Genomic DNA, 26616 nt, shown 5'->3' with positions numbered 1-26616 from the left:
ATCAGCGGTCGATCCTTGCCGCCTGCTGCGGAGAATAGCGCTCTCCCTGCACGGCAATCGCCGAGACCGCGTTTTCGATGTTGGCAAGATCGTCCGCCGTCAGCGCAACGGCAGCCGAGCCGATGTTCTCCTCGACGCGGTTGAGCTTCGTTGTGCCGGGGATCGGAACGATCCAGGGTTTTTGCGCCAGCAGCCAGGCGAGCGCGACCTGCGCCGGGGTCGCCTTCTTCTCGGCCGCGATCGCGCCGATCGCATCGACCAGAACCTGATTGGCCTTGCGGGCCTCCGCCGCAAAACGCGGGACCGTGTTGCGGAAGTCGTTGCTGTCGAACGTCGTGTCGGCGCGGATGGCGCCGGTGAGAAAGCCCTTGCCCAAGGGGCTGAACGGCACGAAGCCGATCCCCAGCTCCTCCAGCACCGGCAGGATCGCCTCTTCCGGCTCGCGCCACCATAGCGAGTATTCGCTCTGCAGGGCTGCGACCGGCTGCACCGCATGCGCGCGACGGATGGTGCGTACGCCGGCCTCCGAGAGGCCGAAATGCTTGACCTTGCCTTGGCTGATCAGCTCCTTCACCGTGCCCGCCACATCTTCGATTGGTACGATCGGGTCGACGCGGTGCTGGTAGAGGAGGTCGATGCGATCGGTCCTCAATCGCTTGAGCGAAGCCTCGACGACGTCACGTATGTGCTCCGGCCTGCTGTCCATGCCGCTGTGCCCGGCGGTGCCTGCAATGTCGATGCCGAATTTGGTGGCGATCACCACCTGATCGCGGATCGGCTGCAACGCCTCACCGACGACCTCTTCGTTCTTGAACGGTCCATAAACTTCGGCGGTGTCGAAGAAGGTGATGCCCCGCTCGAACGCCGCGCGGATCAGGCGGACCGCATCCGCCGTCTCCATCGGTGCCCCGTAGGACTGGCTCATCCCCATGCAGCCGAGCCCGATGGCCGAGACTTCCAGACCGCTGTTTCCAAGTGTGCGTTTTTGCATCTCAATTCTCCTTCAGTGTGATCCGCACCGTTGCGGCGCGGGCGCGCGCCGCAATCATCGGCGCGAGATAAGGGCTCGCTGCGTATTTCGCCCGGTAGGCATCGTCGACGCGGTCGTTGATAGCTTCGTCGACCGGCTCGAAGCCGACGTCCCTGGTCATACCGGCGGCGCTTATGCGACCGGCCTTTTGCCTGATCGCGGCCTGGTACCAGCGCGATGCCTGGCCATTGTAGCCGCGCACATAGAGTTCGCCGTCAGTCACGACCGACCAGATCCAGGTTGGCGTGCCAAGGGTCACGCCGTCATCGCGCAGCGGCGATATGTGCAGATCGTCGCTCGCTCCAATCTTGGCGAGCTCATTTTTCGACCACGTCATGTCCTCATCCCCTTCTTTCGGTGTCGGCCTGTTCGAAGACCTTGCGGGCAATGCCCACAGCCGTGGCTGCCGTCGGCCATCCGGCGTAGAAGGCGAGATGGGTGATGGTTTCGATGAGCTCGTCCCGGGTGACGCCGTTGTCGAGCGCTCGCTTCATGTGCCCCGGCATTTCATTGATGCGGTAACCCGAGATCAGGCTGGCGACGGTGATGAGGCTGCGGTCGCGCGGCGACAGGCCGGGACGCTTCCAGACGTCGCCGAACAGCACCTCGTCGGTATATTTGCCGAGGGCGGGAGCGATATCGGAGAACGGATTTTTGGGAACCGCTGGTGCATCGGTCATGATGGCTTAACTCCGTATTGTTCGTCGGTGACTTTCTCCATCCAGTCGACGACCTTGCCGTCGAGCGCTTCGGCGATGGCGATGTGGCTCATCGCCGTGGTTGGCGCCGCACCATGCCAGTGCTTCTCGCCGGGCGCGAACCAGACGATGTCGCCGGGGTGGATCGGCTCGACCGGCCCGCCCTCGCGCTGCACCAGTCCGGCGCCCGACAGCACGATCAATGTCTGGCCGAGCGGATGCGTGTGCCAGGCGGTGCGTGCGCCCGGCTGGAAGGTCACTGTGGCACCGCCGACCCGGGCAGGCTCGCTGCCCTTGAAAGGCGCGTCGACGCGCACCGTGCCGGTGAAATAGTCGGCCGGGCCCTTCGCCGAGGGCTGCGAGCCGCTTCGCTTGATGTCCATGGATCTGTTCCTTCCCGATGCCGGCGGGGGGGTTCCTTCTCGATGCCGGTGGGGGGATGGCCGCCGTCGTTGCCGCCGCCGAGGCTGCTCGATTTGTGATGGAGCCTATTTAGGCTCTGCGATTATCCGCGATTAGGTGCTATATCCGGCATGTACCTATGAGGAGAGCTCATCAATGCCGCGCGACAATCTGAATGAGCTCACCGCCTTCCTCGCCGTTGCGCGCGAGAGGAGTTTCACCAAGGCTGCGGCCAAGCTTGGCGTCTCGCAATCGGCGCTCAGCCATACGTTGCGGGCACTGGAGGAGCGGCTCGGCGTACGGCTTCTGACCCGCACCACGCGCAGTGTAGCGCCGACCGAGGCCGGCGAACGCCTGGCGCGCACGATAGGTCCGAGGCTGGACGAGATCGAAACCGAACTCGCGGCGCTCAGCGAACTGCGTGAAAAACCCGCCGGCACCATCCGTATCACCGCCGGCGAGCATTCGGCGGACGCGATCCTGTGGCCGGTCCTGGAAAAATTCCTGCCCGACTATCCCGACATCAGGGTCGAGATCATCGTCGACTACGGCCTGACCGACATCGTTGCCGAGCGCTATGATGCTGGCGTGCGGCTTGGCGAACAGGTGGCGCGCGACATGATCGCCGTGCGCATCGGCCCCGACATGCGCATGGCGGTGGTGGGGTCGCCGGCCTACTTCGCCACGCGGCCAAAGCCGCGCACGCCGCAGGACCTGACGACCCACAATTGCATCAATCTGCGCCTGCCGACCTATGGCGGACTCTATGCCTGGGAATTCGAAAAGGCCGGACGCGAGCTGAAGGTGCGCGTCGAGGGCCAGTTGGTCTTCAACACTGCGGCACTGCGCCTGAATGCCGTGCAGGCGGGGCTCGGCCTTGCCTATTTGCCTGAGGATCAGGTGACGCCCCAGCTGGCTGACGGTCGGCTGATGCGGGTACTGGCCGACTGGTGCCCGCCTTTTCCCGGCTACCATCTCTATTATCCCAGCCGCCGCCAGGCGACGCCTGCCTTCTCGCTGCTGGTCGATGCGCTGCGCCATCGCGGCTGAGCCCAACGTTTGTCCGCATGCCTTCGGCGAAATAATCGCACCTGCAGCGGATGCAGCGGCCGGGTCGGCGCGTTAGCGCGGGTGCCGATTGCGCTGTCGGAACTATGCTCAGACATGCACGGTGCCATGCGAAAGCTCACCCTCATCGCTTGAAATGAGGAAAGCGGCTGCGAGCAGGCCGACATAGAACAGTCCGACCATGCAAACCACATAGATGCCCGGAACCGGGCCGAGCTGCGCCACGCGCGCGGCATCGAGGAATGACGCGCCGAAGCCGATCGGCGATCCTTCGCGCTGCAGGCTGGGCGTCGTGATCTTCAGCACCCAGGCCAGCATCAGGATCGTGTACATAAAAATGTACGTGCGGCGCAGCCGGCGCACCAGAGCCGCGCGTTGCGAGATCAGAAAGCGTGGCGAACGCAAGCCTTCGCCGACGATGGCCAGCCAGTTGGAGGCGTAGTCAGGCTGCGGCGAGAAGATTTGGGCGAAATAGTAGCGCTCGAACTGGCGTACCCTGGCCCGGTAGACGTCGAAGAAGCGGTAGCGCCGCGCCTCGATCCACAGAAGCAGCGTGATCAAGAGCATGGCAAACAGCAGCACGCCGTGATGGGCGCTTGGCGTCGATAGCGATACAGAGAGCATGGCGGCGACGACAGTGATTGCCCAGTTGCTGGTGCGGTCCAGCCGGTCGCGCCAGCCAGCCATGCGGGCGATTTCTGCGCGGTGGAAATGTGACATGGTGGTCGCGAGTTCCGATGAGGTGAGCTTCAGCGCAAACGCATCCGACACCCGCGGCGGCGCCGCCGCCTCGTCGGGCTTCACGGTCTTGACCTGCGACATTCCCCGCCACGCGCCTCCCTAACGCCATGGCCGGCCGAAACAAGCCGGCCTTCACCCCAATAAACTCAACGCGCGGCGGGCCGAAACGTTCCACCCTCTTTCCTGGAGGGGTTTATGCGCTCAGCCAAACCCGCCGGCTACGCGATCGAATGCGGTGCGCTAATGCCCGCTTCCCGCGACCTTTTGCCGACGAGACCTGACCGCTTCCAGCAGTTCGCACTCGCTGGTGCGAGCATTTCGAACAATGGCCACAACCATCACCGCCAGGATTTCGGCGTCCGGGTCCAAGGGGTTGAGATGTTCATCCGCGCAGACCTGATCGAACACATGTTCGCAAATAGCCAGATCGTGGGGGCTGAGGCAGGTGCGGTTGAAGCGCCCACGCGGCATTTGTGCGAACCTTTCAGGGCCCGCTGCCCGACCAGCCGCTGAGGCGATGGAATGCTCCAGCGACAATATCGGCGACAGTGTATTGCGGTGAGTTTACTCGCTTCCTGACGATTGAACGGTCAGCAGTCCCAAAATTTGCGCGCACTCACGAGCTTTATACTGACCAATATTCATCAGCTGGTAGTAATCATGTCGCTTGTTTTCCGGGATATGAAACCCGCGCCTAAAATCGGCCGCCTCCTGCGGAGTTCGAGTGCAGCCGATTTTACTGGCTGTAACTTTCAAACTCGCCAGTGAGCATCCGATCCTGGCCGCAATATCCTTCAACGGCTCGTTGTTAATGTATCCGTCAAGAATTATCTTGCGACGAGCTTCGCTGTTGAGCTTTGCGTTCATTTCGACAGTCTCCCCGACTACGCTTCCACAATGCTCAATTGTATATGCAGCGGGCTGAAGAGTGTCGTTAGCGTCGCATCCAGAAACTTATCTCGGAATGCATTTCTTGCTGCAACTCAGCGTGATCGCCTGCTCTGCCGACGCGAGTTCCGCTGCGGTTGGCAGTCGTTTCGGCTGTGGTCACCGAACGGCTTGATCCGGCTGGTTGTCGATATCGGCCGCAAAGTCTTGCCAGATACCCGAGATAGACCACATGATTGCGAGGGGCATGGGCATAGCCGATTCGGATATGGCACCACGCGATGGACGCAAAAAGGCAAGGCAAGACCCCTGCGAAGCAGCCGCCGGAGCGTGATCGACGTCGTTGGCCGCGCGACGCTCAACCTCATAACGAGTCAGCTTCGCCACTCGGGCCGGCGCTCCAGCCTTTGTCTTTTTCAACGCGCGAACTGGCACCAGAGGATCAATTCGCCACCTGGCAAGCGCACATGGCTCCGCTTGTCGAGGTCAAGTTGCCGGATGACAAGTCGCCGGACGATGGCTTTGCCGCCGACCACACGGCTTGGAACCTCGGTGGCATGCTGATCGTCCAGCAGCACGCTCCGGCACATAGTTACAACCGTTCTGCCGCCAAGCTTCGGTCCAGTTCGATCGATCACTGGTATGTCGCGTTGCCACGTACTGGCCGGTCGTGGACGGAGGTCGATCGCCGCGTTGCAGAAGGCCAGCCGGGCAAATTGGAGATCAGGTCGCTTGGCTATCCGTTTCGCGGGAGGACAACGGACTCCGAAAGTCTCTTTCTCTATCTGCCGCGTGATTTGTTCTCTGATGTGGCCGCAACCCTCGACGCGAAGAACAATTCAATTCTGTTCGGCAACTTTGCCAGCCTCTTGGTTGACTACGTCAACAGCATTGAAGCAAGACTGCGCAGTCTCACGGCCGAAGATCTGCCCCGCATCGTGCACGCAACACGCAGCATGATCATTGCCTGCCTCGCGCCGCCGGCGGAACATGCTGCCGCCGCCGAACAATTGGCGGGTGTCGCGCTGATGGAGCGAGCGCGCCGATACGTCCAAAACAATCTGGATACGCCTCATCTGACACCGGATTCAATGTGCCGGGCGCTCGGCGTATCGCGCTCTCGTCTCTATCAGTTGTTCGAACCAAGCGGTGGTGTTCTCCATTACATACAAAGCCGCCGGCTTCTGGCAGCCCATATTGCCCTTAGCGATCCGGCGGACAGCCGGCGCATTGTTGAAATTGCCGAAGCCTTCGGGTTTAGTTCAGCCGCTAATTTCAGCCGGGCATTCAGCAAGGAATTCGGTTACAGCCCCCGCGAAGGCCGCACCACTGTGGTGTTGCCGCGCCTCGCCAACTCTGTTTCGCCTGCTGTGCACGAGAAGGCCTCTTCCTTTGAAGGTTGGCTCAAATCGCTCGGAAATTGAAACAGGATCGGCGATGTTGAGATGGGCAGGTTCAAGCAGGCTTGCAGGCTTGTCGGGGGCGGCCAAGGCCACGCTGCCTCATGAACCAGAATATTTCGTGTCGCGTCGACCGCGCCATCAATCTACAGCCAATTTCCGCCAATTGCCGATTTATTAAGGAACTGTGACTGTTCATCATTGTCGACAATTTGCCGCCAATCACGGCGGCGCATACATTGCAACTACGCAGCATGCGGAACTTGTTAAGACTGCAAGTTGAAAAGTTTGCCAAGCTTGGCAGTTATGCTATTTCTGGACTGGGGGACGCGAATTTGCACCGCCTATGGAGGTGGCTCTTGCGCCCAGAGGCATCAGGCGTCGGCACGGAGAGTGAGGGGCCTTCCTCAAGCGATGTTCCACGTGCCGGCGAAGCGCTTCTCGCTGACCTTTTGGCAAACACGACCGAACTTTTGTCGTTCTATGACCGCGACTTCTGCCTGACGCACTACGCAACCAAGCTCAAAGGCGTGTACGGAGGCGCGGTAGCGCCGGGTGCCGCCGTTTGGGAGATCTATCCGAGCTTCCTCGATGCAAGGTATCGCGACGAATTTCTTCGTGTGTTCCACGGCGGCACTCCGGCAAGCATCGACTTGCCGCGATCATCGGGCGAAGCGCCTCGTTCCGTTTTCGTCTTCGCCGCCGCGAATGGTGTGGGGATCATCGAGACAAGGGGGCACGGCGAGCGGAGCGCGGCGGAGGAGCAGGAGCATGTAATTCTGCTCCATCAGGCGACGCACGACGTGCTGACCGGACTGCAGAATCGGCGGCGATTCGGCGAGCGGCTACAGCAGGCGCTGACGGCCATCGGCGGAGCAAAGCCGAAAGCCGCCCTGCTGCAAATCGACCTCGACGATTTCAAAGCCGTCAACGACACGCTCGGTCATGGAGCCGGCGACACGCTTCTTCAGCTCGCGGCGGGTCGAATCCGCGATGCGCTGCAGGACGGCGAATCCGCATACCGGTATGCCGGCGATGAGTTCGCCGTCATCCAATTGGGAAAGGATCAACCTGCGGAAGCCGAGCGCCTCGCAGGATCGCTGGTCGACGCGTTCAAGGAGCCGTTCGTCATCAACGGCATTCCCGTCTTCGTCGGATCGAGTATCGGAATTGCTTTCGGGCCGGAGCACGGGACCGATGGCGAGCAGTTGATGAAAGCCGCGGACATTGCTCTTTACGCAGCCAAGACGGACGGACGCGGTTGCGCTCGAACGTTCAACCGTTCGATGCTGCTCTTGCTCGAGCAACGCGAGAATCTGAGGCGCAACCTTCGAACCGCGCTGGAGCGGGGCGAGCTTTATCTGGAGTATCAGCCGCTCATTCGGTCTCCCGCGTCGGTGATCGGTTTCGAAGCGCTACTGCGGTGGCGGCACCCCGAGATCGGAATCATTCCACCCGGCGTGTTCATACCGATCGCCGAGGCGGACGGTCTGATGGACGAGATTGGACGATGGGTGCTCGAAGAAGCCTGTCGCCAGGCATTGACGTGGCCCTCCTCGCTGACGGTCGCAGTGAACCTGTCGCCGGCTCAGTTCTTTAGCGGTTCGCTGACGGATACCGTCGCTCAGGTCATCGATGCAGTTGGAATCCGAGCCGACCGACTTGAACTCGAGATTACCGAGACGGTTCTTCTCGAGAAGACGATCGACAATATCGACACATTAAACACTCTGAACGTCTTGGGAATACGAATATCGCTCGACGATTTTGGAACATACTACTCATCGTTGAGCTACCTTAAGAACTTTCCCTTCGACACGTTGAAGATAGATCGGTACTTCATTGCGGATCTGGAGACCGATCTCAAAAGCCAGACCATCGTGCGATCGATCATAAATATGGCGCACGGCCTGGGAATAAGCGTCACCGCCGAGGGGGTCGAGACGTCGGCACAGGCGCGGTGGCTGATCAAGGAGAATTGCGATTGCCTGCAAGGCAATTTCCTTGGGCGCCCGCTCGGAGCCGAGGCAACCAGCAATTTCATCAAACGGTCCCCGCTGAGGGTGGTGCGAGCAATGGAGGAATCAAATCGGGCGGTTTAGAGCGGTTCAGCTTTTGATAGTGCCGCCGACCCGCTTTAAGTATTTGTTTTTACGCAATTCCGGACGGAAAACCCCTGCGCACCTTTCCTGGAATTGCTTTGCACCTTGCACCCTTTGTTAACGGTGAAGTGGAGATTTGTAGAAACGATCGAGGCAGATACCGCTCAATTCTTCGAGTCGGTGCAAGAGTGGCTCATCACGGCGCGCGGTGAAATTTTTCGTCGCGGAGACCATCGCCCTACCAGGGCTCAATGCTGATGGAACAAGGGAGGTTGCCTATGGGACCTGTTCATCATGAGCTGGCTGGCGAGCCGACTTTTGCGCCCATGATCCAGATCGACATGGAAATCAAAGCTTTCGTCTCCGCCTGGAGACACTGCGATTATGTCTCGACATACATGGCCCGGATGATCAGTCAAAACAGATCAGACTCGGTCCGGCATTCAAATCTCTTTTCCTCTGCCCTCAATGAATTGCTGGAAGTCGCCTTTCGTACGCGCCATGCCGGTGGTGAACTGGCATGCAGGGTGTCCCGCCACGGCGCGACGGACAGGATCGAGCTGACGTTCCCATGCGTGCCAGAGGAGCGCCAATTCTACGAAGAAGCCGTGTCACACGTCGCGGGAACAGAGGCCAGGGAGCGATACCTCAATTCGGTGTCTGGGGATCTCGCGCCCAGCCGGGAGGTCGTGCTCCTGGAACTGGCTGTCGACTACAACGCGACACTCAGGGTCGAGGAAGCCGATGGTGATGCAATCAAGCTTGTCGTGGATCTTCCGCTTGAGGGCCTGCAACATTGAGCCCTTACGACCTCCTCCCGCGCTTCAAGGCGCAATATGACGCCAACAACCAGGAGTTCTCCATATCCGGGGTGGTCCGGCCTCAGGCGATCGATGAGCTTGGGCCTAGCATAGCGTTGCTCCGCGATGCGATCGGCCGTGTGCGCGGCGTTCTCTACGTCAATGTCAGACGCCTGACGCAGATGAACAACGCCGCGTTTCACGCCTTTTCGAGGATCATCATCGACGCCTGCCGCGCTCGGCCCGATCTCAAATTCGTCGTCATCACGTCAAGCGTCGTCGGATGGACCTCGCGAAAATTCGGCCGCTTGAGCGGAATCGAGCCGAACATCACGGTCGAGGAGTACGACAGCGAATTCTATCCGGGACAGGGCTTCCTCGAGGAAGGCGGGTTCGTTCCGATCCTGCGTTCACAGACGAAGATGACCTGGCGCCACGAGCGCGCAATCTTGCCGCGACACGGCATGAGGCAGGGGATCGTCATGGCCGACATCTGTTGCGGGATCGGCGATTTCGCCGTGCTCGTGCAGAAGGAGTTCCAGCCATCGCGGATCGTCGCCCTCGACCACTCCATATCGAGCCTGAACTATGCCCGACAGGTGATGCGGGAGTTCGATATCCGGGGCATCGAATATACCTATGGCGATGCGTCGGAGATGCTGCTCGATGAAGCGCAGTTCGACCTGGTGACCTGCCGGCATTCCCTTCAGATATTCAATCGGCCTGAACTCATCCTCAAGGAGCTCTACCGCATATGCAAGCCGGGCGGGCGGGTCTACATCACCAACGAGAAGAATTCGCATTGCCTCGGCGAGCCGCGCGCCGAAAGCATCCGCTGGACCTACAACGAGGTGGCGAAGCTGTTCGGGCATTTCGAGATGGACGTCGAGCTTGGGCCCAAGAGCCGGCGATATCTGATGGAAGCAGGATTCGAAGACATCCGTGTGGAGACCTTCATGGTCACTAACCTGGACGGCGATCCGCAGGATTTCGCTGATGTCATTGCGGCCTGGGCGGATGTCTATGCGGGCGAGATGGCGACCAGGCGCGGCGATGGACCGGAGTTCGTCGCACAGTTCCGGCAGGGCTTCGAGGACCACATTTTCGCTGCGCTCCACCCCAAGGGTTATGCGGGGTGGCCGATCTGGGTCGCATCCGGGCGACGGCCGCAATGAAAGCCGACAATGAGCCTACGCCGCGCTTCGGCCTGCGCTCCTTTCGAGCGAAATTCGTGTTGGTCGTTGGCGGCGCCGTCCTGTTCGACCTCCTGCTGAGCGGTGGCTTGGCGCTTTGGAACGTTCAGAAGCTGTCGCGCGACGCAACATCGGAAGTCGGTGAGGGCCTGACGACCGCAAACCAGGAATACATTCGTTCCTATGCCGAATCGACAGCGTTGAGCGTTGATCTGCTGCTCGATCGGGTTCACGGCGACGTCAAGGCGCTGGCTGGCATACTGCAGGCCCAGATCAACGAACCGTCGAGGCAGCAAGAGGTCGGAGCGACGCTTTCGCATGAAGCGCCCGGCTCCGTGAAGGTCGTCTACGACGCGCAGGGCGATTGGGCGCAGAACCTGCCGGGCGCGCCTTCCGTGGTCAGTGTCTGGGGCTACCTGCTGGGCGCCGACCACGCTCCGCTGCCGGGAGTTCAGAAGGAAATAGAAGACAGTACCGTGATCGATCTCGTCGCGCCGACTCTCATGGCCAGCGGATCGTCCAAACTGCAAATGTACTATATTGGTCCAAAAGAACGGCCGATCTTCAGGACGGTGCCGTATACGAACCAGGCGCAGACCTTCGATAAGCTCTATCCGGGCCACAACAAGGCGGAGTTCTGGGAGTTCTTCTTTCCGGGAATCTATGGTTCATGGCAGCAATGGGCCAAGGATCCAGCCTCGCGTCCGGTCCCTGACGATATCACCCAGACAGCGCCTTACACCGATGCAATCACGGGAAAGCTGATCGTCAGCTTTTTCCACCCGCTGTGGACGCGCGATCACACCGGTATCGCCGGTACGGCCGGGGCAGACATCACTCTCGATCAGCTCGCGGAAGTCGTCGAAAGGGTGAAGATCGCTGAAACCGGGTTCGGCTTCCTCACCATGTCGACCGGCAATGTGGTGGCGATCAATCCGTCGGGCCAGGCGATCATCGGCCTGACTTCATCAAGCGACGCGGGCACGCAAGGCGTCACCGGCCTGGAGCGGTCCCTGCGGGGAAGTACGCAGCCGGCTATCGCGTCGCTGCCTCTCGGCCAGAACAATGACGGTGTCATTCAGCATATCATGCTCGACAACAAGGGCGAACGCGTACCCTACATTGTTGTCCTCAAGCGACTGAAGCCGACCAATCTGTGGAGTTCGGGACCGATCAAGTCCGAAACGATGTCGGTCGGGATCGTCGTTCCCGAACGGGAGATCTATGCGTCCCTGTTTGCCGCGCAGAGGAGTATTTCGCTCGCAACCAATCGTATCCTGCTCTTTCAGATCGGTGCGATCATCGTTTCGCTTCTGATTGTTTTCGCGGCCGTGCTCGGAATTTCGAAACGGATCACCGCGGGCCTCAGGGCGCTTGCCAGTGCCGCCCAGCGGCTCCAGACCAAGGACTACTCTGTCCGCGTCAGCATTCCGACGCGCGACGAGGTTGGAGCCGCTGGCATCGCTTTCAACCGCATGGCCGAGCAGATCAGCTTCCACACGGAAAACCTCGAGCAACTCGTCGACGAACGAACCAGGGAGCTCGGCGACGCCAATCAGGAGATTTCCGCTCTCAACGAAAAGCTGCAGGACGAGAACGTCCGCCTCGGCGCCGAGCTCGCGGTTGCCAGGCAGATCCAGTTGATGGTCCTGCCGAAACCATTCGAACTCGAAGCGATTCCGGGGCTGGAGATCGCAGCCTACATGCGGCCGGCCGACGAGGTCGGCGGTGACTATTACGACGTCCTGCAGAACGGATCACGGATCAAGATCGGCATTGGCGACGTGACCGGTCATGGTCTCGAGAGCGGCGTGCTGATGCTGATGGTCCAATCCGTTGCACGCGCGCTGCAGGAGACCAACGAGGGGGATCCGCACCAGTTTCTGGACCGGCTGAACAGAGCGATCTACAAGAACATCGAGCGGACGAACACCGGCAAGCATCTCTCGCTGGCCTTTCTTGACTTCGAGGATGAGCGGGTAACGCTATCCGGCCAGCATGAGGACGTTCTCGTCGTGCGTGCGGACGGGGAAGTCGAACGCATCGATACGCTTGATCTGGGTATGCCGGTTGGTCTGGAGAACGACATCTCGAAGTTCATCGACACGCGTGACATCCGGTTCGAGAGTGGCGACGTGATCGTGCTGCACACCGACGGTGTGACCGAGGCGGAGGATCAGGACAAAAGGCTATTCGGGTTCGAGCGCCTCTGCCAGAGCGCAAGAAAACGTCAAGGCGAGAGCGCCGAGGACATCAAGATCGGGATCATCGAGGATCTTATGGCCCATATCGGAGTCCAGAAGATCCATGACGACATCACCCTCGTGATCATAAGGCACACATAGCAATGACTACGCTGTTCGGGACCCCTGACATTGCAATCGGGATGAAGGAGAGCGTCAGTCGCGTGCGGCTGTTCGACGGACCTCTCGACTTGAGTTGGCGTCATTGTGCCACGACCTCGGACTTCATCGCCGATCTTTTCGCCTTGCGCTTCCGGTCGTCCCGCAATGACTACATCGAAGTACGGCACAGCATAGGATATCTGGTCAACGAGCTCATCGAGAACGCCGTCAAATTTCGCGCACCGGGTGAGATCGTGATCGAGGCGTCGATGGATTCGGAGTGCTTCAAGCTTAAGGTCTCGAATGACGTCGATGGTGAAAACGCATCCGAGTTCAAAAACCTCCTGGCGGACATCACGGTTGGCGACCCCAGAGACCTGCTGATACAGCGAATTGAAGCGAATGCCGCGAGCCCCGACGTGTCACGCTCCGGACTTGGATTGCTGACGTTGATGAGCGACTATGGCGCACGCCTGGCCTGGATATTCAGCTCCGCCGACGAAGGTGATCGGATTTGCCTGGAAACCTATGCCTCCATTCCGATCTCGCAAACGCACAACTAGAAGAAACGAAGCCAGGTCATGGAAATCAAGACAGACGACTACCGCGTGTGGAACGAAGGAAGCGATATTTTCTTCGACGGCGCAATGCGGCTTGCCAGCTCCGAGGCCGGTGCGCCCGTCACGGCTTTGGCGACCAGTGTTCTTGCCTCAAATCCCGCTTCCATTACACTCAACCTGAAGGACCTTCACTTTCTCAACTCTTCCGGCATCAACCTGCTGGCGAAATTCACCATCGAGGTGCGCAAGCATCCCGATGTTCGACTTGTCGTGCGTGGAACGCCCGACATACCCTGGCAATCGAAATCATTGCCGAACCTGAAGAAGCTGCACCCCGCCCTGGTGCTTTTGATGGACTAAGGTCTGTTGGGTCTTCAGGCCTGAAGACCCAACAGACCTTAACTGGGTCGCCCGAAATTGGCCAAGGGACTGCGTGAGTCAGCGGCAATCCTGGCCAGCATCGGCCAGTCGGGGCAAGAGCGCCGCATCGAGTGAGATATGTACGCAAGGATAAGTATCTGGATGCGAAGCTAACGACATTCCGGCCTCGTCCGTAGATGTTCGCAATGGGTCTGGCGGGGGCTCGGCACAGGCGGCAGGCGTCCAGAAAGCTGGGGTGTCGCTGCCTGTGCCGGCAACGCCTCCCGCTACGCGGTCAAAGGTGTCCGTCATTGAGTAAGCGTGGCAAGGTCAGCGGCGGCCGGCTGGAGTTCATTCCGCCGCAGGTTCCGACTCTGGTCGAGCAACCGCCTGAAGATGAGGGATGGGTTCACGAGGTCAAGTTCGACGGCTATCGGACGCAGCTCATCATCGATCAAGGCGGCGTGCGTCTTTTCAGCAAGAACGGCCATGACTGGACGACAAAATACTGGCCCATCGCGCTGGCAGTCGAGCTGCCATGCAGGGCTGCCATTCTCGACGGCGAGGTCATTGTAGCCGGCGAGCAGGGCGCCCCCGATTGCCCTGCGCTGGAAACCGCGATCTGGAATGAGCCGAGCCGGCTGGTGTTCGTGGCGTTCGACATCCTCCATCTCGATGGCCGCAATCTTGCCCCTTTGCCCCTGCTGCAGCGCAAGCAGGCGCTGTGGCAACTGGTTGAGCCTGGCGCCGGCAAGATCCGGTACAGCGAGCATTTCGACGGCGATGCGCTGGCGATCCTCCGCGCCGTCGACAAGATCGGGCTTGAGGGCATCATCTCGAAGCGCGCCGACAGCCGCTACCGGAGCGGACCGTCGACCGCATGGCTGAAGGCCGGATATTTCGAGGAAGGCGATTTCCGAATTGCCGAGCGTCATTCGCGAGCCTGGCACGGCTCCAATGGCCCTGATGGCCACGCGTGACGGCGAGAGACGGTACATCGGCTGCGCTGTCATCGCAATGAAACCAGTCAATTCGCCTCGCGTGATCAAAATATATTAGCACAGACGCAAATAGGCCGCAGAGGATTCCGGAAGCGCGAGCCAGTACCGTGAGAGCGGTCCGCCTCGCTTTTCAGATCGCCGCCAATTCCGTCTGCTAGGGGTGGTCTTCCGAGTTACATCCCTCCGCCGCAGCCGTCGGAAAGGTCCCACACATCCACGATCTGCTTGCCGGTGAAGCCGTGCTCGTGGATCAGGTATTTCGCCAGTCCGCCATACACCTTCCAGCGCCAGCATGGACAGCAGCACGGGCCTTTCTCCTCGGAATTGGCCATTGCGTAGTCGTAGGCCATCTGCTCGTCGCCGCTGAGGTTCAGGTCGTAGTAAGGCATCATCTTCTGAGCGATGCCCGCCGGAATGTCATAGGGATCGCTCGGGATCATCGCGATGTCGCGGTATTTGGCCAGGCCGTTCACCTGGTCGGCATATCGTTTCATTTCCATCGGGCTGCAACATGAGCCTGTAATCCGTGACATCGCAGGCAGGGTCGCGATCGACTCTGTAAACTTGGCCGAACAGGTGCTGTTGCCGTTCTGGCTGAGATCCTTGAAACGGGCCGCCAGGTCGTCCGTAGCCATAGCCTCGTCCTCGAATAGGCCAAGGGCCGTGGCGGCGCCGATTGCGCCGAGAACGACCGTTCGTCGGTTTGGGTTCGCCGTCATTTGCCGCTCCTTGCCTGCCGGATCAGTTTCTTCATCGTCTCAAGATCGGTAGCACCCGGAAAAATCTGATCGCCGACGACGAAGCCCGGCGTTCCGGTGATCCTCAGCGCCTGGGCCAACTCCGTGTTGCGGTCGATCAATGTTTGGATGTCGGGCTGCTGCATGTCGGTCTTCATGCGCTCGACGTCGAGCCCGACCTCGCCGGCGATCCTGAGTACGGCCGCCTCGGTCACCCTGGTCCGCGCACCGATTAGCGCCTTGTGAAAAGCGCCATATTTGCCTTGAAGTTGCGCCGCCAGCGCTGCCTTGGCCGCGAACAGGGAATCCGGACCGAGAATGGGAAATTCTTTGTAGACGATTTTGAGCTGCGGATCGTCGGCTGCGGCCTGTTCCATGATCGGCGCCATCTGCCGGCAATAGGGGCAATTGTAGTCGAAGAATTCGACCAGGGTGACGTCGCCCTGCGCGTTGCCGCCGACGGGGCTTTGCTTGTCGTGGAAGATGTCGTCGGCGCGCGACGCCAGCACCTGCTTTGCCTGGGCCGCCTCTGCTTCACGCTGACGCTGGTCCAGGCTTTGCAGTGCTTGCATGAGAACCTCAGGATGCGCCAGGATGTAGTCATGGATTTGCTGATCGAGCTGGTCCTGGGACATCTCGCCGGCCGCACGCGCCGATATGCCTTGCAAACCCGGATTGAGCAGTAGCCAACCTGTCAGCGTGGCAATAAGGAGCGTGCAGAGGATGCCGCCACGGGAAGGGCTTGCCTGTCTTGGCCTGATGAACATGTGCCTTTCTCCTTTTCTCGCAGTTGCCCGGTGCTCTCGCCTCAAAACAGGTCCCTCAACTTCGCCAGCCAGCCTTCGTCCGGCTCGGCGTGCGGGCGCTCGACATTGTTGGTCAGCGCGTTGACAAAGGTGACGAGATTGACGGGCGCGAAGTTCAGGCCGTGGAAATTCGCCCGCCAGCGTCCTTCCTTGTCGATCACATGGGTGACGATGCCATGCATCTGGTAGCCGTCATCGGTCATGCTGAACTTGTGACCGAAGGCTTCCGCCAGCTTGCGAGTCGCATCCTCCGGCTGATCGGGGGTCGTGGTCAGGAACAGCCAGTTGGCCGGGTCGAGTCCATGCGCCGGTCCGTACGCATTGAGCACATCTGGCGTATCCTTTGTAGGGTCGGTGGTGATGGTCACGAAGGTAACCTGATCCTTCATCGGCGCGCCATTCACCATCTTCTGGATCTCGGCGATCTTCTCGGTATGGAGCGGGCACACGTCTGGGCACGATGTGTAGATGAAATGAAGCACGACGACATTGCCGAGGAGATCGGCCGGTCGCACGGTGCGACCGTCGGCGGTACGCAGCGTGAAATCGGGCGCAGGCTTGTCGATCGGCTGGAAATATTTCTCGTCGTTCTGCAGCATGGCGTCGACATCGTCGAGCGAGTGCGCCCGAGCACCGTGAGTGAAGCCAGCGACCAGCGCCGCGAGCGCGACCAGCAGCACACGCGTCCATTCGTTCCAACTCGATTGGATGTGCATCGCTCATTTCCTTTCCGGGTTGGCGGCGATGCGGCCGCGGATGAAGTCGACCATATCGGGCGCATCCCATTCGGCCGACCCGATCAGCCGGCCGATTTCCTTGCCGTCACGGTCGATCAGCAAAGTCATCGGCAGGCCCACCGCGCCGAGCGTGAACATGGCCTTGGCCGAAGTGTCGATGTTGACTTCAAGGTGCTCTATGCCGATCTCGGTAAAGAATTTCTTGACGGCGTCGGGGCCCTTCCTGTCCATCGACAGCGCGACGACCTCGAAGCCCTGTCCGCCGAGTTTTGCCTGCAGCCGGTCGAGCGTCGGCATTTCCTTGCGGCAAGGCGCGCACCATGTCGCCCAGATGTTGAGCAGCACCACCCTGCCGGAATAATCGGCCAGCGTTCTCGGCTGGCCGGCGGCGTCCGTGAAGCCGATCTCAGGCACTGCAGCGGGCGTGTCGACAACCGCAAAGTTCTGCGGCGCCTCCGCCGCAGAAGCGGGCAGCGCCGCGGCGAGCAACGCGCCGAATATCGCCATCGTTACTCTGCTTATGACCACCGGGCTCTCACTCCGTCGCGTAGACGGTTGGCGCCTTGCCGTCCTTGGTGAAGGCGTAGATCGTCCAGGTGCCATCCTTTTCGCCGCCCATGCCGGGGGCGCCTGTCGGCATGCCGGCCAGCGTGATGCCGGTGATGGCGGGCCGTTCGGTCAACAGCTTCTTGACGATGTCGACCGGCACCAGACCGTCGACGACGTAGCCGTCAACCATCAGCGTGTGGCAGCCCTCAAGGTCGGCGGGCACACCTGCATCGCTGCTGATCTGCGACAGATTGTTGACCGGCTTGATGTCCACTTTGAATCCGTTGTGCTCAAGGTAGTTGGCGTAGGATTCGCAGCAGCTGCATTGCGGGTTCTTGTACATGACCGCCTGGATCGTCGCCGCGACTGCGGGCAGGGGCGTTGCGACAAGGGCGGTGAGGGCGACTAGGCGATAGATCAGTTTCATTTCAGTCTCCTTTGGGTAAGCGGTTCAACTTCATTTGACGCGGAGCACGGTCATCAGGCCGGCCATCTGGTGGTCGGCGACATGGCAGTGCAGCATCCAGTCGCCGGGATTGTCGGCGACGAAGGCGCATTCGATCGTGTCCTTGGGGGCGAGCAGCACCGTGTCCTGCCATTGCCGGTGTGGCACGGCCGCGCCGTTGCGCGACAGCACCAGCATGCTGAAGCCGTGGATGTGCATGGGATGCCACCAGGCGGTCTCGTTGCGGATGGTGAGGTGGCAGGTGGCGCTCCGTTCGAGCGTGAACTGCGGCGCCATGCCGGCGTGGCCGTCGCCGGTCATCGACATGCCGTTGATCGCCCAGGCGGCACCCCCGTTCATGCCGGGCATTCCCATGCCCATCATGCCGCCGACGCCCTTCAGCTTGCCGCCGCCCATCATGCCGCCCTGCAGCATGATCTCTTGGTGCACGGCGTTCGCGAGGTCCGGCGCGGGTAGCGGATTGCGCGGCAGGCCGACAGGCGCGTCGAGAGGATGGGCGCGCAACGGCGCCGCTTTGTCATAGGCGAGATTGGTCAGCGTATAGGCAAGGCCGTCATAGAAGTCGTCTATGACCGCGTGGCTGCTGCCGGGGTCACCTTGCAAGTCGAGAACGATGTCGATGCGCATGGCCGGCGCCAGCACCAGGCGGCCGTCCTCCGGCTCATGCGGGTCGCAGGGCTGGCCGTCGACCGCGACGACGACCGGGCGGTGGCCTTCGAAGCGAAGCGCCATCATGCGGGCCAGCGAGGCATTGGCGAGCCGCAGCCTGACGCGCTCGCCCGCCCTCACATTCTGATCGCCCGGCGCGGTGCCGTTGATGGTGATGAGGTTGCCGACGCGGCCGGACATCGACGCATCCATGGCGCTGCCGAAGCCGCCGGCGATCTGGCCGTCGGCGGCGAGTCGCCAATCTTGCAGCAACCAGAGCAGGTCGCGGTCGACGGCGACGGGCTCGGCCTCCTCGACGATGAGCGGGCCGGCAAGACCGCGGCCGAGTTGCACCAGGCTGTCGGCATGCGGGTGGTACCAGAAGGTGCCCGCGTCTGGCGGCGTGAACTCGTAGATGAAGCTTGTTTCCGGCTTGATGGGCGATTGGGTCAGGCCGGGCACACCGTCCATGGCGTTCGGCAAGCGGATGCCGTGCCAATGAACCGTTGTGTCCTCATCCAACCCGTTCTCGATGGTGATGCGGACGGGCTCGCCCTGCCGCAGCCGCAGCGCCGGCCCGGGGACGGTGCCGTTGTAGGTCCAGACAGCGGTAGATTGGCCGTCGACGCCGTTCAACGGCGCCTGGCCCGGCGCAACCTTGATCTGGCGTTGGTCCACGGCCGAGGCGCGCGCGGGACGCAGCGAAGCGGACACGGCAGCGCCCGCCACTGCCGCGAGAAGCCCGCGGCGGGATATGGAATAATGGAAATCGTAATTCACCCTTCAACCCTTTGCGATCTCGATCGATGGCGGGCATGCCGACATCGAACTGGATTGCCATGCGTGCCCGCGGCGCTTCTTGCGCGCGCAGGCGATCAGGCGCCGGGGTCAGCCGTAAGACGGCTGAATCGGCGTCAGGCGCTGGGTCTGGGAGGGTATGGGTCGGGCAGGGAACTTCGCCCGTACGGGAACGGTGTGGGCAGCGCTGCCGGCTGCCGCAAGCGGGGAGCTGTCGTCATGGCAAGGCCCTGCGGCAGCACCGCAAACACGGGCGCGATGCAGGTCGGCGAACAGTGCATCGGATTGCCATTGTCACCGGCATCCTTGAGGCAGGCCTTGCAGTCGCCCTTCATGCCGACATCGGCCATCTTGCCCATGCCTGCACCGGCGGGCATCGCCATGCTGTCGTCGGCTGTCATTGTCATCGTTGCGGACATGGCGCTGGCTTGAGCGGCGGACAGGCTGAACCCGGCGGTCAGAAAGACCGCGAGCAGCATGACGAGCAGATGTTTTGGCGAAAGCCGGGCCACCATCCCTTTAGGCTGACCGCAAAGCGCGGCTTTTGCAAGTCCCAAGCCCGTGATCGCCAGCTGTTGCAACATCACGGCCGCTCGGCATCGCTGGCGCGACTCGTCAACCCGGACAATCCTTGCCGCTGCACGACGCCGGCCGTCCTCCCGCACGCGCCTTCTGGACCGGCGGACACGGCACATCTCCGTACGAGCAGAAAACGCAACAGTCTCCCGCCTTCGGCCGGAGCAACGTCCCGCAGCCTCTGCATTCGTAAAAGAACTGGCAGGCATCGACCGGCATCGTCTCGCTGGCCTGATGCCCGCAATGCGGACAAGTGAGGGTGGATGTGAGTTGCGTCATGCGGATCGCACCGGTTCAGCAATCAGTAGTGGCAACGCTCGCACCGACCATGACCGCTGCCGACACAGTCGCGAGTGCATCGGCCTCCAGTGAGGTTATGCGTACATCACCATCTCACATGCTTTCCGCTAAGCACATAGGTGATCGGGCGAAAGCCTAGCCCTTAATGTCTACACTCGCTTTCGCGGCCGATACCAGCTGGATCGAGGGCCGCTCGCCGGGCACGCCGCTTTTGGCGACGACGACGCGGTCGCGTCCTTCGCCCTTGGCTTCGTAGAGCGCATGATCGGCGGCATTGGTGATTTCAGCCCAGCCCGCGCCATGCTCGGGGTAGGCGGCGACCCCGAACGAGACCGTCACGGTGCCCAGTGTGCGGCCGCGATGCGTCAGGTGAAGCTGCCTGATTGCCTGGCGCAGCGCTTCGGCCCGCTCGGCGCCTTCCTCGAGCGAGCATCCCGGCATGACGATGGCGAATTCCTCGCCGCCGTAGCGCGACACGACATCGCTGTCCCTGGCGTGCTCGATCAATGTCGCGGCGACCTGCTTCAAGACGAGGTCGCCTGCTTCGTGCCCGAACGTGTCGTTGAACTGCTTGAAATGATCGACGTCGAGCATGAGGATCGTCAGCGGCTGGGCCGAGCGCTCCATCCGGCGCAGTTCGCGGCTGCTCGTTTCCTCGAGATAGCGCCGGTTGAACAGGCCGGTGTTCGGATCGCGGATCGATTGCTGCCTGAGCGTCTCGCGCAGGCGCAGATTGGCCAGCGCCAATGCCAGCGTGTCGACGACGCCGCGCAGGATCTGCTGCCGTTCAGCCAGCCATTGCGGTCTCTCGGCTGCATTCGGCTCGCACAGATGCAGGATACCCAGCGTCTCGCCTTGCGCCGCCAGCGGCATGCAGACATAGCCCTTCTTGCCGTTCTCGGTGATATGGGCGCAGCGCGGGGTCAGCATGCCGGGACCGGCGACATGCTCCTGGCCGCGTCTCAGGGCCCAGCAGTCTTCCGGCGCAAATTGCCCGACGCTCGACCGAATATCGCCCCAATGCGCCATTTCCTCGACCAGGTTGCGCGAGGCGCTGGTCAAGTGGACGGTTCCGCTCAAGCCACCAAGGAACTCGGCCATGGCGGTGCCGACCACTGAAAACGCTTCGGGGAAAGTCACACAGGCCTGCAGCAGCTCCCCGAGCTTGACCAGACGGGTCGTGGTCTCCGACTTCTCGTGCAGCTCACGGTTGAGCACCGCCAGCTGATCGGCACGCTCGTTGACCACCCCCTCGGCGCGGCGCAGCTCGCTGATGTCGCTCAGCGTCAGCACGAGACCGCCGTCGGACCTGCTGAGCGGACTGCAGCTCGCGATCACCGGCACATGCGAGCCATCCGACTTGGCCAGGCGCACTTCGCTTTGGTGCTGGCGGCCGGTGGTCAAGGCCTGCTCGACAGGCGACGCCCCGCCGGCGAACTCACCGCCTCTGGGATCACGCATTGTCATCACCGCGGCCCAGTCCTGCCCGACGATCTTGTCGGCGCGCCGTCCGATCATCGCCGCCGCCGCGGGATTGACGCTGGCGACGCGGCCATCGGCGTCCAGCACGGCAATACCTTCGGCCGCCGTCTCGACGATGTCCTCGATGTGAGCCTTTGCGGAGGCAAGCTGGTCGGCCATCATGTTGAAGCCGTGCGCCAATTGCCCGAACTCGTCCTTGCGGGTGTGATCTATGCGCGTCATGGCATCGCCTTTTGCCAGCGATTGCATGCCTCGCATCATGTCGGAAAGGCCGGCGCCGAAACGGTTGAGCAGCAGCCATGCGAATGCCGTCGCAACCAGCATTGCGGCCGCCGCGCTGAGGCCAACCAGCCAGAGCATGTCGTTGGTGCGCTGTTCGGCGGCGCGCAGCAAGGGATCGTATTCCAGCAGTACGGCGCCGGCGATCGCACCCTCGGCATTCTGTATAGGAACGGCGAGTATGTCGTTTCCTTCATGGGCATCGGAAAACTTGCGCGGGACGCCGTCCACCAGGGTCTGGCCGACTTCGTTGTTGGGGTCGTGATCGAACCGCGAGCCGGTAGGGTGTTCTTCGTCGGCGGCATGGGCGACGACGGTCTTGTTGCGGTCGACGATGACGAAATCGCGCAGCGAGCGAGGGTGCTGCAACTCCAGGAATTCGCGCAGCGCGTCAGGCCGCTCGAGCAGCGAAGGCGAACCGTCGGATGATTTGAAGACGATGGTGTCGGCCAGTTCGCGCGCGACGTTGGTCGCTTCGGTCAATCCCAGCGAGCTGGTCGCTGCTTTCTGCGTAAAAATGGCGACGCCGCCAACCAGCCCGATCAAGGCCGCGGCGCTCACCATGCTGAGGATGATCTGGCTTCTAATGCGCATGACACGAATCCGCCGAGGATACCGGCATCCTATACGCTGGATCGAGCCTGTATTTCATTGTCTGTCTTGTATTACCAAATGCTTATCAACGTGCTAACGGCGAGCCCGAACCTTGTCCCGTCGCACGCGATCAAGGCGGGCGATTGCCGGCTCGTCAGCCGATGGCATGCCGAGGCCGCTCCCACCCGAAGCGACCTCTTCGTGGGACTACCGCAGCCTTGCCGACCGTGGAAAATCCACCACCTCCGCCGCTGGCGGTGTGTACTGGGCCGCAGCGATCGCCTCGATCAACAGGTCGAGCGCCGCAAGGGCCTCGCTGCTCGTTTCGTCGTTGCCGCGCAGATAGTGGCAGGCCCGCTCCAGATGCAGCCGGGCGGCGGCAAAGTCGCTTTTCATTAGCTTCTCCTTATTGCCCGCCGTGCGCCGAACATGTGCGACTCGCTTTACCCGAAAGCAAACATCCACAGCCGCATTTGAATCGAATTGTCCTGACCGCGCCGGATGTCCTGGATGGGGAGAAACCTGTACAACCTATGTCGGCTGCAGCCGTTGTTCCGGCAGGAAGAGATCGCAGCTTCCGACGCCTTGCTTCAAAGTTTTTCCAGATCGGTTATTCTTCGTCGCTCACGAGGTCACGATGAGCTTCAGCGCAAAACCCCTCGACGAAAACACCTGGCCGCATTTCGCCACGCTGGTCGAGCGGCACAATGGCGTCTGGGGCGGCTGCTGGTGCATGGCCTTCCACGCCAAAGGCGTCGGCGCCGCAGGAAACCGCGCCGAGAAGGAGGCCCGGGTCCGCGAGGGCCATGCACATGCGGCCCTCGTTTTCGACGGCGCGGCCTGTGTCGGCTGGTGCCAGTTCGGCCCGACGCAGGAGCTGCCGCGCATAAAGCACCGGCGCGCCTATGAGGAAGGGCTGACGAACCTACCGGACTGGCGTATCACCTGCTTCTTCTCCGACAAGGCCTATCGCGGCAAAGGCGTGGCCGCGGCAGCACTTGCCGGTGCGCTCACCGAGATCGCCCGACTCGGCGGCGGCACGGTGGAGAGCTATCCCGAGGATGCGGAAGGCCGCTCGGTCGCTGGAGCCTTCCTGCACAATGGCACGCTGGCGATGTTTGAACGCCAAGGTTTTCAGCGCGCCCGCAAGATCGGCAAGCACCGCTGGGTGGTCGCAAGGACGGTGGAGGCCGGCGGCGTCTGATAGCTTGGTCACCAAGCCGTCTCCTCGGATTTGCTTAATATGATTTGATACTAATATGATTGCCGCATCAGCGGATTTTGACGACTTCGGCGGGCGCCGATGCGTTGCTGATGATGTGCAAGGCAATTTGAGAAGGGACGATTGGCAACAGGGAGGACACACGGGATGGCGGCCTATCTTATCGCCGATGTCGATATCACCGACGCGGCCGTATTCGATCAATACAGGCGTGAAGTTCCGGCCACCGAGGAGCGCTATGGCGGCCGCTATCTCGCGCGCGGCGGCGCGACCAAGGTGTTCGAAGGCGACTGGCATCCGCACCGCCTCGTCATCATCGAATTTCCCGACATGGCATCGCTTTCGGCCTGGTATGACTCGCCGGAATACGAGCGTTTGAAGGAGATCCGCTTTCGCAGCGCCAGGACACGCATCCTGGCTGTCGACGGGATCGCTTTGTCGCCGACCTAGGCCGCGATCTGTCGCGCTGGGAGAAAGGTGCCGGAGCGATCTGACGCGCTTACTTGCCGTCRAAGAAACTGCGGATCGCTGCTTCCAGCTTCTCGATAAGCTCGGCATTGCGGGTGCTGCCGGCCCAGATCAAGGCATTGAGCCGCATGTCCTTGTTGAGGAAGTTCACCTTCCTCGTTTCCAGCAGATATTGCGCCACGTCATAGTGCCGCCCCTTGATCGCCTCGATGAGCGCGCTGTTGCGGCCGGTCTTGTCGGCCGCATTGACGTCGGCGCCGTGTTCGACGAGCAGCTTGACGATATCCAGATGCCCGGTCCTTGCCGCCTCGATCAGCGCCGTCCGGCCATAGTAGTCGGCGCGCGCGTCGATATCGATGTCGGGATGCTTGACCAGCGCCGTTACGGCGGCGTGGTGTCCCTTGGCCGCGGCGAGGCTGAGCGGCGTGCTCTTCCACTTGTTCCTGGAATTCACGTCGATCTGCGGATGCGAAATCAGCGCTTCGAGCACCGGGCCGCGGGCGTTGTGGGCCGCCAGATGCAACGCCGACCAGCCGCCCTCATCCGTCTGGTTGATGTCGGCCCCGGCAGCCAGCTCGGCGCGGAGGGTCTCGATGTCGCCTTTCTCCGCCGCACCCAACAGGGTCGACCAGCCTTTCGCGTCCTCGGCTTCCAGGCCCATCGCAACTGCCTCCGTGAACGGACTTGGCTAGGATCGCACGCCGGCAGGCCGGCGTGCGATATCTTCGGCCAGAAGCCTTTCACAATCGCATGCATCGGGCAAACAGATTTCCGCGTCGCCAGGGCGGAAACCAGGGACTTCACGCCGCTTGCAGCCGCTCCCGGCCGGGCTGCGGCGGGAAGGCGATGGCGATGCCGGCAGCACCCAGGCCAATCAGCGCCGAGCCGATGAACAGCCAGGAGTAGCTGGCATAGGCGTCGAAGATCATGCCGCCGGCGAGCGGTCCGAACGACATGCCGAGGCTGGAGAGCAGGGTGGCGGCGCCAAGCACCGTGCCGATGATGCGCGGTCCGAAATAGTCGCGCGCCAGCACCGCATAGAGCGGCATGACGCCGCCATAGGTGGCGCCGAAGATGATAGCCAGCAGATAGAACTGCTCGAGATTGCCGACGGCGAGATAGGCGGCGATCACCACCGCCTGGATGGCGAGGCCCACGATCAGCACCGGCTTGGCGCCCAGCCTGTCGCCGAGCACGCCGTAGAGCACGCGGCCGCCAAGGCCGGCAAGGCCTTCGACGCTGTAGATCGACACCGCCGCCATCGGCGCCACGCCGCAGGCCATGGCATAGCTCACCATGTGGAAGATCGGCCCGGAATGTGCCGCGCAGCAGGCAAAGAAGGTCATGCCCAGCACCAGGAATTGCGGCGAGCGCAACGCCTGGCCGACTGACATTCCGGGATCTGCGGCAGGCGCCGGCGCGCTGCCATCCGATGCCGCGACCGCCGCCGACGGCTGGCGCACCAGCAAGACGGCCGGCAGCAACAGCACCCAAGCCATCACGCCGATATCGAACATCGCCGTGCGCCAGTCATAGGCCGTGATCAGCCAGCGCGCGAAAGGCGAGATGGTCATCGGCGCCACGCCCATGCCGGCCGAGACCAGCGACACCGCAAGGCTGCGATGGGTGTCGAACCAGGCGGTGGTGAGCGCGATCATCGGCGCGAAGAAGGCGCTGGCCGCGAGACCGACGATGACGCCATAGCTCAGCTGGAAGACCAGCAGCGATTGGGCGCGGCTTGCCACCACCAGCGACAGGCCAAGCAACACCGCGCCGGCAAGGACGACGGGCCGGGCGCCGACGCGGTCATAGATGGCGCCCCAGGCGAAACCGCCGGCGCCCATCACCAGAAAGTTCAGGGTCATGGCGCTGGAAATGCCGGTGCGCGACCAGTTGGTGTCGAGCGCCATCGGCTCGAGAAAGATCGCCAGCGAAAACATCGCGCCGAGCGCCACACAGGTCATCAACGCGCCCGCCGCGACGATGACCCAACGATAGGAATTGTTCATGGTCTTCTCCCGAAATCGGTTCGATGCGGCGCGCCAGCTCCGTTGCGCCGCTTGCGTCCGAAGGACGTTGGCTCGATGTCGAATCCGACAATCCGGTTGCATTTTTTATCTGGTTTATGCGGAAGTCCATCCGGAGGCCGCAAAAGCAGGCGGAAGGGCTGCGCGGCGCCGACAAAATGCACTGCCGAATTGACGAGTGGCTCTGCGGCGCTAGGAGCCTGACTCTGTAATGGGACCCGCCGAGGCGATCTGGGTCGGCAGGGATTCTGGCGTGGATGACAGAGTGCGTCCGATCGAGCCGCGGTTGTGTCACAATGATCAGGCCGGTGTCATCGATCTTTGTGCTCCTGCCAGCTT

30 protein-coding genes are annotated in these 26616 nt (G+C 61.8%); 12 read left to right on the top strand and 18 right to left on the bottom strand.

Annotated features, from left to right (window positions below; translation table 11 throughout):
- Position 1: 1 nt before the first annotated feature.
- Genes AC1DYO_RS28760 through AC1DYO_RS28745 form a run of 4 tightly spaced genes read right to left on the bottom strand, consistent with a single transcriptional unit; the run spans position 2 to position 2111 of the window.
- Positions 2–991: an aldo/keto reductase gene (locus AC1DYO_RS28760; RefSeq protein WP_477267770.1), complete on the bottom strand. Its 990-nt coding sequence runs from the start codon at positions 989–991 to the stop codon at positions 2–4.
- 1 nt (position 992) lies between these two features.
- Positions 993–1367 (bottom strand): DUF2255 family protein, encoded by a 375-nt coding sequence (locus AC1DYO_RS28755; protein WP_477267769.1) that lies wholly within the window; start codon positions 1365–1367, stop codon positions 993–995.
- 4 nt (positions 1368–1371) lie between these two features.
- Entirely contained in the window at positions 1372–1710 is a 339-nt protein-coding gene (locus AC1DYO_RS28750; RefSeq protein WP_477267768.1) for a carboxymuconolactone decarboxylase family protein, read from the bottom strand.
- Positions 1707–2111 (bottom strand): (R)-mandelonitrile lyase, encoded by a 405-nt coding sequence (locus AC1DYO_RS28745; protein ID WP_477267767.1) that lies wholly within the window; start codon positions 2109–2111, stop codon positions 1707–1709. The genes AC1DYO_RS28750 and AC1DYO_RS28745 overlap by 4 nt, the downstream gene beginning before the upstream one ends.
- 175 nt (positions 2112–2286) lie before the next feature.
- Between AC1DYO_RS28745 and AC1DYO_RS28740 the strand changes: the two genes are divergently transcribed.
- Positions 2287–3180, top strand: coding sequence for a LysR family transcriptional regulator (locus AC1DYO_RS28740; protein ID WP_477267766.1), 894 nt, complete (start codon positions 2287–2289; stop codon positions 3178–3180).
- A 108-nt stretch (positions 3181–3288) separates the two neighbouring features.
- Here AC1DYO_RS28740 and AC1DYO_RS28735 read toward each other — a convergent pair whose 3' ends face one another.
- Entirely contained in the window at positions 3289–4020 is a 732-nt protein-coding gene (locus AC1DYO_RS28735) for a DUF2270 domain-containing protein (RefSeq protein WP_235984450.1), read from the bottom strand.
- Between the two features lie 114 nt (positions 4021–4134).
- Here AC1DYO_RS28735 and AC1DYO_RS28730 point away from each other — a divergent pair, with 114 nt between their 5' ends.
- Positions 4135–4452 (top strand): hypothetical protein, encoded by a 318-nt coding sequence (locus AC1DYO_RS28730; protein WP_477267765.1) that lies wholly within the window; start codon positions 4135–4137, stop codon positions 4450–4452.
- Between the two features lie 51 nt (positions 4453–4503).
- Here AC1DYO_RS28730 and AC1DYO_RS28725 read toward each other — a convergent pair whose 3' ends face one another.
- Positions 4504–4806 (bottom strand): hypothetical protein, encoded by a 303-nt coding sequence (locus AC1DYO_RS28725; protein WP_477267764.1) that lies wholly within the window; start codon positions 4804–4806, stop codon positions 4504–4506.
- Between the two features lie 302 nt (positions 4807–5108).
- Between AC1DYO_RS28725 and AC1DYO_RS28720 the strand changes: the two genes are divergently transcribed.
- The 8 genes from AC1DYO_RS28720 to AC1DYO_RS28685 all read left to right on the top strand — a co-directional run bounded on the left by AC1DYO_RS28720 (position 5109) and on the right by AC1DYO_RS28685 (position 14567).
- Entirely contained in the window at positions 5109–6251 is a 1143-nt protein-coding gene (locus AC1DYO_RS28720; RefSeq protein WP_477267763.1) for a helix-turn-helix domain-containing protein, read from the top strand.
- Between the two features lie 428 nt (positions 6252–6679).
- Positions 6680–8329: a putative bifunctional diguanylate cyclase/phosphodiesterase gene (locus AC1DYO_RS28715; RefSeq protein WP_477267789.1), complete on the top strand. Its 1650-nt coding sequence runs from the start codon at positions 6680–6682 to the stop codon at positions 8327–8329.
- Between the two features lie 278 nt (positions 8330–8607).
- Positions 8608–9129, top strand: coding sequence for a ubiquinone biosynthesis methyltransferase UbiE (locus AC1DYO_RS28710; protein WP_477267762.1), 522 nt, complete (start codon positions 8608–8610; stop codon positions 9127–9129).
- On the top strand, positions 9126–10304 hold the full coding sequence (locus AC1DYO_RS28705; protein ID WP_477267761.1) for a methyltransferase domain-containing protein: 1179 nt from the start codon (positions 9126–9128) through the stop codon (positions 10302–10304). The genes AC1DYO_RS28710 and AC1DYO_RS28705 overlap by 4 nt, the downstream gene beginning before the upstream one ends.
- The gene (locus AC1DYO_RS28700; RefSeq protein ID WP_477267760.1) at positions 10301–12667 is read left to right on the top strand and encodes a SpoIIE family protein phosphatase; all 2367 of its coding nucleotides are present in this window, start codon (positions 10301–10303) and stop codon (positions 12665–12667) included. Before AC1DYO_RS28705 ends, AC1DYO_RS28700 begins: the two co-directional genes overlap by 4 nt.
- A gap of 2 nt (positions 12668–12669) precedes the next feature.
- On the top strand, positions 12670–13230 hold the full coding sequence (locus AC1DYO_RS28695; protein ID WP_477267759.1) for a slr1658 superfamily regulator: 561 nt from the start codon (positions 12670–12672) through the stop codon (positions 13228–13230).
- An 18-nt stretch (positions 13231–13248) separates the two neighbouring features.
- The gene (locus AC1DYO_RS28690) at positions 13249–13587 is read left to right on the top strand and encodes a slr1659 superfamily regulator (protein WP_477242300.1); all 339 of its coding nucleotides are present in this window, start codon (positions 13249–13251) and stop codon (positions 13585–13587) included.
- 311 nt (positions 13588–13898) lie between these two features.
- The gene (locus AC1DYO_RS28685) at positions 13899–14567 is read left to right on the top strand and encodes an ATP-dependent DNA ligase (RefSeq protein ID WP_477267758.1); all 669 of its coding nucleotides are present in this window, start codon (positions 13899–13901) and stop codon (positions 14565–14567) included.
- 194 nt (positions 14568–14761) lie between these two features.
- On the opposite strand, the gene AC1DYO_RS28680 is transcribed toward AC1DYO_RS28685, so the two are convergent.
- From AC1DYO_RS28680 to AC1DYO_RS28635, 10 genes are all read right to left on the bottom strand, one after another.
- Positions 14762–15307: a hypothetical protein gene (locus AC1DYO_RS28680; RefSeq protein ID WP_477267757.1), complete on the bottom strand. Its 546-nt coding sequence runs from the start codon at positions 15305–15307 to the stop codon at positions 14762–14764.
- Positions 15304–16092: a DsbA family protein gene (locus tag AC1DYO_RS28675; RefSeq protein ID WP_477267756.1), complete on the bottom strand. Its 789-nt coding sequence runs from the start codon at positions 16090–16092 to the stop codon at positions 15304–15306. The genes AC1DYO_RS28680 and AC1DYO_RS28675 overlap by 4 nt, the downstream gene beginning before the upstream one ends.
- Before the next feature lie 41 nt (positions 16093–16133).
- Positions 16134–16847, bottom strand: coding sequence for an SCO family protein (locus AC1DYO_RS28670; protein WP_181060421.1), 714 nt, complete (start codon positions 16845–16847; stop codon positions 16134–16136).
- Between the two features lie 3 nt (positions 16848–16850).
- Positions 16851–17375 (bottom strand): TlpA disulfide reductase family protein, encoded by a 525-nt coding sequence (locus tag AC1DYO_RS28665; protein WP_235984451.1) that lies wholly within the window; start codon positions 17373–17375, stop codon positions 16851–16853.
- 28 nt (positions 17376–17403) lie between these two features.
- Positions 17404–17844: a DUF411 domain-containing protein gene (locus AC1DYO_RS28660; protein ID WP_181060423.1), complete on the bottom strand. Its 441-nt coding sequence runs from the start codon at positions 17842–17844 to the stop codon at positions 17404–17406.
- A 30-nt stretch (positions 17845–17874) separates the two neighbouring features.
- Positions 17875–19245, bottom strand: coding sequence for a multicopper oxidase family protein (locus tag AC1DYO_RS28655; protein WP_477267755.1), 1371 nt, complete (start codon positions 19243–19245; stop codon positions 17875–17877).
- 200 nt (positions 19246–19445) lie between these two features.
- Positions 19446–19913 (bottom strand): hypothetical protein, encoded by a 468-nt coding sequence (locus tag AC1DYO_RS28650; protein WP_477267754.1) that lies wholly within the window; start codon positions 19911–19913, stop codon positions 19446–19448.
- A gap of 31 nt (positions 19914–19944) precedes the next feature.
- Positions 19945–20184 (bottom strand): GDCCVxC domain-containing (seleno)protein, encoded by a 240-nt coding sequence (locus tag AC1DYO_RS28645; RefSeq protein ID WP_477267753.1) that lies wholly within the window; start codon positions 20182–20184, stop codon positions 19945–19947.
- Positions 20185–20340: 156 nt separating this feature from the next.
- Positions 20341–22560, bottom strand: a complete 2220-nt coding sequence (locus tag AC1DYO_RS28640) for a sensor domain-containing diguanylate cyclase (protein ID WP_477267752.1) — start codon at positions 22558–22560, stop codon at positions 20341–20343.
- A gap of 207 nt (positions 22561–22767) precedes the next feature.
- Positions 22768–22956: a hypothetical protein gene (locus AC1DYO_RS28635; RefSeq protein ID WP_477267751.1), complete on the bottom strand. Its 189-nt coding sequence runs from the start codon at positions 22954–22956 to the stop codon at positions 22768–22770.
- 241 nt (positions 22957–23197) lie between these two features.
- Here AC1DYO_RS28635 and AC1DYO_RS28630 point away from each other — a divergent pair, with 241 nt between their 5' ends.
- Positions 23198–23764: a hypothetical protein gene (locus AC1DYO_RS28630; RefSeq protein WP_477267750.1), complete on the top strand. Its 567-nt coding sequence runs from the start codon at positions 23198–23200 to the stop codon at positions 23762–23764.
- A 165-nt stretch (positions 23765–23929) separates the two neighbouring features.
- A complete protein-coding gene (locus AC1DYO_RS28625) occupies positions 23930–24232 on the top strand; it encodes a DUF1330 domain-containing protein (protein WP_477267749.1) in 303 nt (100 codons plus the stop codon).
- 49 nt (positions 24233–24281) lie between these two features.
- Here AC1DYO_RS28625 and AC1DYO_RS28620 read toward each other — a convergent pair whose 3' ends face one another.
- Both AC1DYO_RS28620 and AC1DYO_RS28615 read right to left on the bottom strand, forming a co-directional pair.
- On the bottom strand, positions 24282–24911 hold the full coding sequence (locus tag AC1DYO_RS28620) for an ankyrin repeat domain-containing protein (protein WP_477267748.1): 630 nt from the start codon (positions 24909–24911) through the stop codon (positions 24282–24284).
- Between the two features lie 139 nt (positions 24912–25050).
- The gene (locus AC1DYO_RS28615) at positions 25051–26259 is read right to left on the bottom strand and encodes an MFS transporter (protein WP_477267747.1); all 1209 of its coding nucleotides are present in this window, start codon (positions 26257–26259) and stop codon (positions 25051–25053) included.
- Positions 26260–26616: the final 357 nt, after the last annotated feature.

The organism is Mesorhizobium sp. P2_F5, from assembly GCF_056403715.1.
Note: the sequence above shows the minus strand (reverse complement) of the source record. Positions and strands in the feature narration are given on the sequence as shown.